This window comes from Mesorhizobium sp. RIZ17 (assembly GCF_051127865.1).
GTDB classification, from domain to species: Bacteria; Pseudomonadota; Alphaproteobacteria; order Rhizobiales; family Rhizobiaceae; genus Mesorhizobium; species Mesorhizobium humile.
In genome coordinates, this window is sequence record NZ_CP147861.1 from 856,667 (window position 1) to 867,378 (window position 10,712).

Annotated in this window: 11 protein-coding genes; 1 reads left to right on the top strand and 10 read right to left on the bottom strand. The window is 63.7% G+C overall.

Translation table 11 applies throughout. The features are described from left to right. Positions 1-178: 178 nt before the first annotated feature. The 6 genes from WDX12_RS04220 to WDX12_RS04245 all read right to left on the bottom strand — a co-directional run bounded on the left by WDX12_RS04220 (position 179) and on the right by WDX12_RS04245 (position 3,480). Entirely contained in the window at positions 179-340 is a 162-nt protein-coding gene (locus tag WDX12_RS04220; protein ID WP_434724031.1) for an SGNH hydrolase domain-containing protein, read from the bottom strand. A gap of 118 nt (positions 341-458) precedes the next feature. Next, a complete protein-coding gene (locus tag WDX12_RS04225) occupies positions 459-605 on the bottom strand; it encodes a hypothetical protein (RefSeq protein ID WP_320296915.1) in 147 nt (48 codons plus the stop codon). 106 nt (positions 606-711) lie between these two features. Further along, complete coding sequence (locus WDX12_RS04230; protein WP_320296916.1) at positions 712-966, bottom strand: GlsB/YeaQ/YmgE family stress response membrane protein; 255 nt, start codon at positions 964-966, stop codon at positions 712-714. Between the two features lie 108 nt (positions 967-1,074). Further along, positions 1,075-1,281, bottom strand: a complete 207-nt coding sequence (locus tag WDX12_RS04235) for a hypothetical protein (protein ID WP_434724032.1) — start codon at positions 1,279-1,281, stop codon at positions 1,075-1,077. Positions 1,282-1,347: 66 nt separating this feature from the next. Further along, the gene (locus WDX12_RS04240; protein WP_434724033.1) at positions 1,348-1,971 is read right to left on the bottom strand and encodes a ribonuclease D; all 624 of its coding nucleotides are present in this window, start codon (positions 1,969-1,971) and stop codon (positions 1,348-1,350) included. Positions 1,972-2,094: 123 nt separating this feature from the next. Further along, positions 2,095-3,480 (bottom strand): M20/M25/M40 family metallo-hydrolase, encoded by a 1,386-nt coding sequence (locus WDX12_RS04245; protein ID WP_434724034.1) that lies wholly within the window; start codon positions 3,478-3,480, stop codon positions 2,095-2,097. Between the two features lie 526 nt (positions 3,481-4,006). Here WDX12_RS04245 and polA point away from each other — a divergent pair. Next, a complete protein-coding gene (gene polA / locus WDX12_RS04250; protein ID WP_434725772.1) occupies positions 4,007-6,961 on the top strand; it encodes a DNA polymerase I in 2,955 nt (984 codons plus the stop codon). Positions 6,962-7,062: 101 nt separating this feature from the next. Here polA and WDX12_RS04255 read toward each other — a convergent pair whose 3' ends face one another. The 4 genes from WDX12_RS04255 to WDX12_RS04270 form a co-directional block, all read right to left on the bottom strand. Continuing rightward, complete coding sequence (locus WDX12_RS04255; RefSeq protein ID WP_434724035.1) at positions 7,063-7,467, bottom strand: Fur family transcriptional regulator; 405 nt, start codon at positions 7,465-7,467, stop codon at positions 7,063-7,065. Between the two features lie 148 nt (positions 7,468-7,615). Continuing rightward, positions 7,616-8,662, bottom strand: coding sequence for an L-glyceraldehyde 3-phosphate reductase (gene mgrA / locus WDX12_RS04260; protein ID WP_434724036.1), 1,047 nt, complete (start codon positions 8,660-8,662; stop codon positions 7,616-7,618). 112 nt (positions 8,663-8,774) lie between these two features. Further along, positions 8,775-9,917: a Gfo/Idh/MocA family protein gene (locus tag WDX12_RS04265; RefSeq protein WP_434724037.1), complete on the bottom strand. Its 1,143-nt coding sequence runs from the start codon at positions 9,915-9,917 to the stop codon at positions 8,775-8,777. Positions 9,918-9,922: 5 nt separating this feature from the next. After that, entirely contained in the window at positions 9,923-10,675 is a 753-nt protein-coding gene (locus tag WDX12_RS04270; RefSeq protein WP_434724038.1) for a sugar phosphate isomerase/epimerase family protein, read from the bottom strand. Between the last annotated feature and the right edge of the window lie 37 nt (positions 10,676-10,712).

A 10,712-nucleotide genomic window follows, 5' to 3' on the forward strand; every position in this document is an offset into this window, starting at 1 on the left:
TGCCCCGGTGCCGATGGCGTTCGGGTTGAAGACTAGATGCGGCGGTTTAAAGGCGGGTTAAAGCAGGGTTTATGCAGCCTTTTGAAAACCCTTGGGATTTTCTGAAGCCGGCTGCCTCGCGGTACGTTCTAGGCCGCGTCGGCTGTCTGCAGGACGCCATTTTTGATAGACAAGTCGCCTAAAATCCTGCCGCCTTGGCCAGACGAGGCGCCAGCGCCAAGGCGTAGGTCGCCGTCAGATGATGGTTGTCGCGCCAGACGACGATGTTGCCGACCACCGCCGGGCAGCTGTCCTTGCCGCATATCGCATCGTTCATGTCGACCACGGCTACCCCCGGCACGGACCGGGCGGCGAGCGCGTAGATGTTTCCCCGTTCGACCTCGCTGCGCGGATTGACGCATTTGCCGGGATCGGTCTAGCCCCTCACGGCGCCGGCCTCTCCCGGCCGGCCACCGTGCTCAATTCTGCTGGATCGAAATACCCTTGTCGTCGATCTTGAGCTCGACGCCTTTGGGCCTGGTCTGCTCGCGATAGACATAGATGCCGAGCGCGATGATCACGACCACAAGCGCGCCGATGATCAGATAAAGCATGTTCTGCTTCACGGCGCGCTCCTTCGGGGCAATTCCAGGAAACGTGCAAAGCGGTCAGGTTCGACGACTTCGCCGTGACTTTCCGTCCGGAATTGCGTTGAAACAAAGAGTTGGAGCGTCACGCTCGCTTCAGGACCTTGACCAGCACCAACAGGATAACTGCGCCAATGGTGGCGTTGATGATGGAGGCGAGGATGCCGCCGCCAATGGCGAAGCCCAGCCTTGGCAAAAGCCAGCCGGCAATGAAGGCGCCGATGATGCCGACGACGATGTTGCCGAGCAGGCCGAAGCCGAAGCCCGAGACGATCAGGCCGGCAAGCCAGCCGGCGATGGCGCCGATGATGATGAAGACGAGAAGACTTTCAATGCCCATGCTGATTTCCTCCGAGCGAACAGCCGGATCAGAGAAAGGCTCCGAATCGGCCTTCAATATCAACAGTCTCAGGCTATTCGAAAGCCTTTGATCACGCCAGCGGGGGCTTCACCGGTCGTCGCCATCGTCATCTGAAGCGGGCCGCCAGCTCGTCGGATCGACTTTCTTCTGCGTGGCGCTGTCGGTGTAGACCCACCAGCCGCCGTCGCGATATTGCCCGACGGATTCGTTGACGACACCGTCGCCGTCCTTCCACATGATCGTGACTTTGGAGCCGTCCTTGGGCGCGCTCGTGATCGGTTTGCGTTCTGCCATCTCACTCCCTCCCAATCCTACGCCTCATCGGGCTGGCGGAAACGTCCCGCGCGGCTCCGGGTTCCGTCAGCTGTGCGCGAAGATGTCTTCCTCGGCCCAGCCCATCAGGTCGAGCTTGGCTCGCGTCGGCAGGAAACGGAAGCAGGCATCCGCCTCCCTGGTGCGATTTTCGCGTGCCAGGCGCGCCGCCAGCACCTCGCGCAGACGATGCAGATAGAGCACGTCGGAGGCGGCGTATTCGAGCTGTTCGGGCGAGAGCGTTTCCGCCGCCCAGTCCGAGGATTGCTGCGCCTTGGACAGGCCGATGCCGAGCAATTCGTTGCACAGATCCTTCAGCCCATGGCGGTCGGTATAGGTGCGGGTCAGCCGCGAGGCGATCTTGGTGCAGAACACCGGTTCCGCCATGACGCCGAAGGCATTGTAGAGCACGGCGATGTCGAAACGGCCGTAGTGAAACAACTTCATCACGGCGTCGTTCCTGAGCAGGCTGACGAGGTTGGGCGCCTCCTTTTGGCCAGGCGCGATCTGGATGACGTCGGCACTGCCGTCGCCGGGAGAAATCTGCACCACGCAGAGCCGGTCGCGATGCGGGTTCAAGCCCAGCGTTTCCGTGTCGATGGCCACCGCCCCGACATTGTAGCGGGTGAGGTCCGGCAGGTCGTTCTTGTGAAAACGGATGTCTGCGGTCATTCTCTTCTCCGGATCGCGATCTGCAGCGCCGCGCATCTTTTGGGATGCGCAAAGGACGCTGCATAAAAACTAGAAAGCCCGTCCTTGCCGCGATCCGGTGAAAAATCAACCAAAACTTGTTGTTTAGCGGGTCAGCGCATCGAGGATTCGCGCCCAGGACCGCTGCCCCTTGTGGAAGGAGGTCAGCTCGTATTTCTCGTTCGGCGAGTGGATGCGGTCATCGTCGAGGCCGAAGCCGACCAGAAGCGATTCCATGCCGAGATAGGTCTGGAAATCGCCGACCACCGGGATCGAGCCGCCGCCGCCCGTGGTCACCGCCTGCTTCTCCCACTCGTCCGACAGCGCGTCCTTGGCCTTGGTCAGGAACGGCGAATCGTAGGAAAGCTGGATTGCGGGCGAGCCGCCATGCGGATGGAACTCGACCGAGCAGTCGCCGGGGATGCGTTCGCGCACGAAGGCCTGGAAGGCGGCGCGGATCTTCTTCGGATCCTGCTTGTGGACGAGCCGGAACGACACCTTCGCCGAGGCTTGCGCCGCGATCACCGTCTTGAAACCCTTGCCGGTATAACCGCCGATGATGCCGTTGAATTCCGCCGTCGGCCGCGCCCAGGTGAGCTCGAGCACCGAGCGGCCCTTTTCGCCGGCCGGGATGGAAAGGCCGACCGGTCCGAGGAAGGTCTCGGCCGTCTCGCCGAGCCCTTCCCAGGATTTCAGCACCTGCGAAGGCGTCTCCTCGACGCCGTCATAGAAGCCCGGGATGGTGACGTGGCCGTCCTTGTCGTGGATGTCGGCCAGCACCTTGGCCAGGATGCGGATCGGATTGGCGGCGGGACCGCCATAGAGGCCCGAATGCAGGTCGCGGCTGGCAGCCTTGACGGTGACCTCCTCGCCGACCATGCCGCGCAGCGACACGCAGATCGACGGCGTCTCGCGGTTCCACATGCTGGTGTCGCAGACCAGCGCGAAATCCGCCTTCAGCTCGGCGGCGTTGGCTTCCAGGAACGGCTTCAGCGATGGCGAGCCGGACTCCTCCTCGCCCTCGAACAGGATGGTGACGCGGCACGGCAGATTGCCATGCACCTGCTTCCACGCGCGGCAGGCCTCGACGAAGGTCATCAGCTGCCCCTTGTCGTCGGCCGAGCCTCGTCCGGTGATTACCTTGCGTCCAGGCTCGATCTCCTTGATCGACGGCGCGAACGGGTCGGTTTCCCACAATTCGATCGGATCGACCGGCTGCACGTCGTAATGGCCGTAGAACAGCACATGCGGCGCGCCCGCCGGTCCCTCGTGATGCGCCACCACCATCGGATGTCCGGGCGTGTCGCGCACACTGGCGTCGAAGCCGATCAGCTTGAGCTCGGCGACCAACCATTCCGCCCCTTTGCGGCAGTCGGCGGCAAAGGCCGGATCGGTGGAGATCGACTTGATGCCGAGCAGGCCGAACAGCCGCCCCAGGCTCTGGTCGAGATTCTGGTCGAGACGGTCGAGGACGGGGGAGATTCTGGACATGCTTTTTGCCTTTCGATTTTGGGCAGACCCTAAAGGGCCACGCCGAAAACGAAAAGCCGCGATCGTTAGACCAACGAGGCAAGGGGCCAGCCGAAAGGCAAAAAAAAGACCGCCGTGGTGGAGGGGGAACCACGGCGGTCTCTACTCGAAACGATGCGGCAGCCCGGAGAGGGGGGATAGGCTGCCGCAGTTGCCCGGGATAGGCGGGGGACGGGCCTTACTCCGGACTTCGGCGAAAACTGCCGATGAAATGTATTTGGGTCTGTGAACGTGGCGATTCAAGGGCACGAAAATTACAGTTTTGTAACATGCCCGTGAGCGGCGAATTCCATGCACGTCGCCCAAAACTGTGCAGCGGTTTTGGGAAACGGCATGCACGAACAAAAAGACGCAAAACACGTCACCTGAATCCGTTTCAGCGCGACACGCTTTGGCGGACAGGATCTGTCAGGGGTGTTGCCCGAACCGGTGGGTTCCGCAGCCTTTGGCATGGACCGCGAAGGCTGGCCGCGCTATCCCTGCCGGCATGAAAAAAGGCGATCACCTCTTCCTCGTCGACGGCTCCGGCTACATTTTCCGCGCCTACCACGCGCTGCCGCCGCTCAACCGCAAGTCCGACGGCCTGCCGACCAATGCCGTGCTCGGCTTCTGCAACATGGTTTGGAAGCTGGTGCAGGACGCCCGCAACACCAATGTAGGTGTGGTGCCGACGCATTTCGCCGTCATTTTCGATTATTCCTCGAAAACCTTCCGCAGCGATCTCTACCCTGAATACAAGGCGAACCGCTCGGCGCCGCCGGAAGACCTGATCCCGCAATTCGGGCTGATCCGCCAGGCGACCGTGGCCTTCAACCTGCCCTGCATCGAGATGGAAGGCTTCGAGGCCGACGACATCATCGCCACCTATTGCCGGCTCGCCTGCGAGGTCGGCGCCGACACCACCATCATCTCCTCCGACAAGGATCTGATGCAGCTGGTCGGCCCGACGGTCGGCATGTACGACCCGATGAAGGACCGCCAGATCGGCATCCCCGAAGTGATCGAGAAATGGGGCGTGCCGCCGGAAAAGATGATTGACCTGCAGGCGCTGACCGGCGACTCGGTCGATAACGTGCCGGGCGTGCCCGGCATCGGCCCGAAGACCGCGGCACAGCTTCTGGAGCAGTTCGGCGATCTCGACGGCCTGCTGGCGCGCGCTTCCGAGATCAAGCAGGACAAGCGGCGCGAGACCATCATCGCCAACGCCGACAAGGCGCGCATCTCGCGCCAGCTGGTGACGCTGAAGAACGACGTACCTATGAAGGAGGGGCTGGACGAGCTGGTCCTGCATGAACCGGACGGCCCGAAGCTGATCGGCTTCCTGAAGACGATGGAGTTCACCACGCTGACGCGCCGCGTCGCCGAGGCGACCGCGACCGAGATCGGCGACGTCCAGGCTTCCGCCGTCACCGTCGAGCGCGCCGATGCCGCGCATGGGCCCGATGTCGGGGCCGGCGCTCCGCCGAGACAGGCAGCAGCCTCATCAAACGGCGCCGCGAAGCCGGCGGTAAGGGGCGAGGACGCGCCGCCGCAGGGCGACACCCCCTCCCTCCTCTCGGCGCTGCGGCTGGAGCAGGCGACGGCGCGCAAGATCGATCCCTCGGCCTATGGCGCCATCCGCGATGCGGCGGCGCTCAAGGCCTGGATCGCCGAAGCCCGCGACGCCGGCATCCTTGCGCTCGATGCCGAGACCTCTTCGCCCGACCCGATGCAGGCCGATCTCATCGGCATTTCCATGGCGATCGCGCCCGGCCGCGCCGTCTATGTGCCGCTCGCCCACAAGAGCGGCAATGGCGACCTGCTCGGCGGCGGCATGGTGGAGAACCAGATCCCCGTCCGCGACGCGTTGGCGCTGCTCAAGCCGTTGCTTGAGGACCGTTCGGTCCTCAAGATCGTGCAGGACATGAAATACGACATCGTCGTGATGAGCCGGCACGGCATCGAGGTCGGTCCGTTCGACGACACGATGTTGATCTCCTACGTGCTCGACGCCGGCACCTCGGGCGGCCACGACCTCGCCTCGCTGTCGGAGAAGTGGCTTGGCCACGCGCCGTCCTCCAAGAAGGAACTTGCCGGCTCGGGCAAGAATGCCATCGGCTTCGACCAGGTCGATATCGAGCGCGCCACCGCCTATGCCGGCGAGCAGGCCGACTTGGCGCTGCGGCTGTGGCAGTTGCTGAAGCCGAGGCTGGCCGCCAAAGGCCTCGTTTCCGTCTACGAGCGGCTGGAACGGCCGCTGGTGCCGGTTCTGGCCCGCATGGAACAGCGCGGCATCTCGGTCGACCGCCAGATCCTGTCGCGGCTGTCCGGCGAACTGGCGCAGGGTGCTGCCCGCGTCGAGGAGGAAATCTACGGGATCGTCGGCGAGCGCATCAACATCGGCTCGCCGAAGCAGCTCGGCGACATCCTGTTCGGCAAGATGGGCCTGCCCGGCGGCTCGAAGACCAAGACCGGCCAGTGGTCGACCTCGGCGCAGCTGCTTGAGGACCTCGCCGCCGAAGGCCACGAGCTGCCGCGCAAGATCGTCGACTGGCGTCAGCTGACCAAGCTGAAATCGACCTACACCGACGCGCTGCCCGGCTTCATCAACCCCGGCACCAACCGCGTCCACACCTCCTATGCGCTGGCCGCGACCACGACCGGGCGACTGTCGTCCTCCGATCCCAATCTGCAGAACATCCCGGTGCGCACCGCCGAAGGCCGCAAGATCAGGACCGCCTTCATCGCCGAGAAAGGCCACAAGCTGGTCTCGGCCGACTACAGCCAGATCGAATTGCGCGTGCTTGCCCACGTCGCCGAGATCCCGCAGCTCAAGCAGGCTTTCGCCGACGGCGCCGACATCCACGCCATCACTGCCTCCGAAATGTTCAACGTGCCGGTCGAGGGCATGCCCTCGGAGGTGCGCCGGCGCGCCAAGGCGATCAATTTCGGCATCATCTACGGCATCTCGGCCTTCGGCCTCGCCAACCAGCTGTCGATCCCGCGCGACGAGGCCAGCGCCTACATCAAGCGCTATTTCGAGCGCTTCCCGGGCATCCGCGACTATATCGAGGAAACCAAGGCCTATGCGCGCGAGCACGGCTTTGTCGAAACCATCTTCGGCCGCCGCATCCACTATCCGGAGATAAGGTCGTCCAACCCGTCGATCCGCGCCTTCAACGAGCGCGCCTCGATCAACGCCAGGCTGCAAGGCACCGCCGCCGACATCATCCGCCGCGCCATGGTGCATATGGAGGAGGCGCTGGACAAGGCGAAGCTCTCCGCCCGCATGCTGTTGCAGGTGCATGACGAGCTGATCTTCGAAACGGTGGAAGCGGAGGTCGAGGCGACGATTCCCGTCGTGCGCCGCGTGATGGAAAACGCGCCGATGCCGGCTGTCTCGATGTCGGTGCCGCTGCATGTCGATGCGCGGGCTGCTAACAACTGGGACGAGGCGCATTAGGCGGCATGCCGAGAGGCGCCGCGATCCGTCGCCCCCCTCTCTGTCCGGCAGGACAGAGAGGGGGGCTTCGCGCCGGCATTAAAAGGCTAAGTCGTATAGAGCTAAGCAGCTTCGGCCCGACACTTGGCGCAAACCCCACGAAACTCGATCACCGCCTTCTTGGCCGCGAATCCCGTCGAGCGCACCCACTCGTCCAGCCGGTGGTCGACATCGTGGTCGGACATCTCCGTCACCTGGCCGCAATTGTCGCAGATGGCAAAGGCCGTCATCGAATGGCTGTGGTCGTGCGACTCGGCGCAGGCGACGAAGGAATTGAGGCTCTCCAGCCGGTGCACCAAGCCGGACTTCACCAGCGTGTCGAGCGCCCGGTAAACCTGCAATGGCGCGCGAAAACCGCGCTCGCGCAGTTGGTCGAGCAGCGTATAGGCGCTGAGCGGCCCGCTCGACGCCTCGAGCTTCTCGAGCACGCAGAGCTGGTTCTTGGTCAGCGCATCTCTTGCCGTCATCTTGTTTGCCCAGTTGGCGCCCGCGCGAAATCTCGCATGCGAACGACTTCAATTCCCCTGAGATAGCGACGAACGAGTGATTTTGCCACTGTTTCCGCAGCGCATCCCTTCCGGTGCGCGCCGGGCCAGATGGTTCGCCGGCTAATCGCTACTTGCGCGGCGGCCCCTTGCGTTCGGCAGAAGCCGCCCACAGGTTGATGTCGGACTCGCGCGCGTAAGTGTCGATCTCGGCCAGTTCGGCATCGGAGAACTCGAGCGCCTTGAGCGCGCCGACGCAATCCTCGACCTGTTCGGGCCGGCTGGCGCCGATCAGCGCCGTGGTCACGCGGCCCTTGCGCAGCACCCAGGCCAGCGCCATCTGCGCCAGCGTCTGGCCGCGGCGGCCGGCAACGGCGTTGAGCGCCTTGATGTTGGCGATCGACTTGTCGTTGATGAAGGCAGGCTTGAGCGATTTGCCCTGGGATGCGCGGCTGCCATCGGGAATACCGCCGAGATATTTGTCGGTCAGCATGCCCTGCGCCAGCGGCGAGAACACGATCGAGCCGATGCCGAGCCCCTCCAGCGTGTCGAGCAGCCCGTCTTCCTCAACCCAGCGGTTGAGCATCGAATAGCTCGGCTGGTGGATCAGGCAGGGCGTGCCGAGCTGCCTCAATATGTCGGCCGCCTCGCGCGTGCGCTGCGAATTGTAGGACGAGATGCCGGCATAGAGCGCCTTGCCCGAGCGCACCGCGTGGTCGAGCGCCCCCATCGTTTCCTCGAGCGGTGTCTCGGGGTCGAAACGGTGCGAATAGAAGATGTCGACATAGTCGAGCCCCATGCGCTTGAGGCTCTGGTCGAGGCTGGCCAGCACATACTTGCGGCTGCCCCATTCGCCATACGGGCCGGCCCACATCTCGTAGCCGGCCTTGGTCGAAATGATCAGCTCGTCGCGATAGCCTGCGAAATCGCTGCGCAGTATCTCGCCGAACGCGGTTTCCGCCGAGCCGGGAGGCGGGCCGTAATTGTTGGCGAGGTCGAAATGCGTGATGCCGAGGTCGAAGGCCTTGCGCACGAGCGCCTGCTTGGTCTTGTGCGGCGTGTCGTTGCCGAAATTGTGCCACAGCCCGAGCGAGATCGCCGGCAGCTTCAGGCCGGACCGCCCGCAGCGGTTGTAGATCATCTTCTCGTAGCGGTTCTCGGCGGCGACATAGGGCATGGGGGAATCCTCGGGATACAAGCGGCGCAGAGATCGCCACCAGATAAATTGAATCGATGCTCGCCCCTAATCATTACCCTCTCCCCGCCGGAACGGGGAGAGGGGTTGCCACCTACTTTTTCTTCGCCAGCAGCGCCTTCGCGTCCTTGACGCCGAGCGCGGCCGGCCGCTCGCAGCTCGTCTGCATGGCGACATATTTGCCGCTTTCGCCGGAACGCAGGATGCCGGTCATCACATCGACGGCGTGCAGCGCCAGCTCCATCGAGCAGCGATGCGGCCGCCCTTCAGCGATCGCGATCGCCATGTCGGCAAGGCCGGCGGTGCGGTAGTTGGCCATCATGCCCTGGCCATGCATCTCGTTCGGCACACCGAACGGATGGTTCCATTTCGGCAGCTTCTTCACCGGCTTTGTGCCATTGGTGAAGCGCACCTCGCCGCCGAAGAAGTTCGGGTCCGGCACGAAGACGGTGCCCAATTCGCCATAGAGCTCCATCGGCGCGTGGCCGTGGCTCCAGACGTCCCAGCTGGTGTTGAGCGTGATCACCGCGCCATTGGCGAATTCGAGCAGCGCATGGATGGTGGTCGGCGTATTCACCGGGATCTTTTCGCCCGCGCGCGGTTTCGACGAAATCGTCCGTTCCTTCGCTGGTGTCGTCGCGAAAGCCGCCACCTGCTTCACCGGCCCGATCAGCTGGATCAGGTTGGTAACGTAGTAGGGTCCGATATCCAGCACCGGACCGGCGCCCGGCTGGAAGAAGAAGTCCGGGTTGGGGTGCCAGTGCTCCATGCCATGGCCCATCACATGGCAGGTGCCGCTGGTGATCGCGCCGAGCTTGCCGCTGTCGATGAGATCGCGGACCAGCTGGTGCGCGCCGCCGAGGAAGGTGTCCGGGGCCGAACCGATGCGCAGGCCTTTCTTCTCGGCCCGTTTCTTGAGATCGAGCCCTTCCTCGATCGACAGCACGAACGGCTTTTCCGAATAGACATGCTTGCCGGCGTCGAGCACCGCTTTCGACACTTCATAGTGCACGGCCGGGATCGTCAGGTTGACGATGATATCGATCTCGTCGTCCTTGAGCAGGTCGTCGACCGTCTCGGCGCGCAGCTTGAACTCCTTTGCCCGCGCTTTCGCGGCATCCATGTTGATATCCGCGCAGGCGCGCATCTTGATGCCGTGGAACAGCGGCGACAGCGAGAAATACGCCTTCGATATGTTGCCGCAGCCGATGACGCCGACGCCAAGTTTCTCTGCCATTTCGATTACTCCTGCCAGCTCTTGGCTGCCGCGATCGATCGCCGGGCATAGCGCTCGATGTCGTTGGGGTTGTCCTGCTCCATGATGAAATATTGAGCCGGGCTCTTGGCGCGCAATGTCTTGAACAGGCCCGCCCAGTCGATCGTGCCGTGGCCGACATCGGACCAGCCGTCCTCGTCCAGTCCCTCGCCGGGCTTGGCCATGTCCTTGACGTGGACGGCGACGATGCGCTTGCCGTGCTTTTCGATCCAGGGCAGCGGATCGGCGCCGCCGCGCACCACCCAGGCGACGTCCATCTCCCAGCCGATATCAGGCGCGGCGGACAGGATATGGTCCTGCGGCAGCGAGCCGTCGGCAAGTGCCTTGAATTCGAAATCGTGGTTGTGCCAGGCAAAGCCGTAGCCGGCCTTCTTGGCGGTCTCGCCCGCCTTGGCCAGGCGCTCGCCGAAGCCGCGCCAGCCGGCGGCGTCGGACGGGCGCTGGTCGGGCATCAGATAGGGGCAGATCATGAGCTTGATGCCGAGCGCGTCGGCGATTTTGCGCACGCCGTCGAAATCGTTCTCCAGCGCGTCGATCGAGAAATGCCCGGTCGGCATCGCAAGCCCGTTCTTGTCGAGCTCGGCGCGAAAAGCTTTCGGGTCGTCATAGACGCCGCCAAAGCCTTCGACCTGTTTGTAGCCGAGCTCGCCGAGCATTTTCACCACGCCGTTCCATGGCTGGAAATTGCGGGCGCTGTAGAGTTGGAATGACCAGTTCATCTGTCCTGTCCGTTCTGCTTGGGGGATGATTTTTCGG

What these genes read in the sequence shown, in the direction of transcription:
- polA (WP_434725772.1), top strand. Translation starts at nt 4,007, where the DNA reads ATGAAAAAAGGCGATCACCTCTTCCTCGTCGACGGCTCCGGCTACATT.
- WDX12_RS04245 (WP_434724034.1), bottom strand. Translation starts at nt 3,480, where the DNA reads ATGTCCAGAATCTCCCCCGTCCTCGACCGTCTCGACCAGAATCTCGAC.
- WDX12_RS04230 (WP_320296916.1), bottom strand. Translation starts at nt 966, where the DNA reads ATGGGCATTGAAAGTCTTCTCGTCTTCATCATCATCGGCGCCATCGCC.
- mgrA (WP_434724036.1), bottom strand. Translation starts at nt 8,662, where the DNA reads ATGCCCTATGTCGCCGCCGAGAACCGCTACGAGAAGATGATCTACAAC.
- WDX12_RS04265 (WP_434724037.1), bottom strand. Translation starts at nt 9,917, where the DNA reads ATGGCAGAGAAACTTGGCGTCGGCGTCATCGGCTGCGGCAACATATCG.
- WDX12_RS04235 (WP_434724032.1), bottom strand. Translation starts at nt 1,281, where the DNA reads ATGGCAGAACGCAAACCGATCACGAGCGCGCCCAAGGACGGCTCCAAA.
- WDX12_RS04255 (WP_434724035.1), bottom strand. Translation starts at nt 7,467, where the DNA reads ATGACGGCAAGAGATGCGCTGACCAAGAACCAGCTCTGCGTGCTCGAG.
- WDX12_RS04240 (WP_434724033.1), bottom strand. Translation starts at nt 1,971, where the DNA reads ATGACCGCAGACATCCGTTTTCACAAGAACGACCTGCCGGACCTCACC.
- WDX12_RS04270 (WP_434724038.1), bottom strand. Translation starts at nt 10,675, where the DNA reads ATGAACTGGTCATTCCAACTCTACAGCGCCCGCAATTTCCAGCCATGG.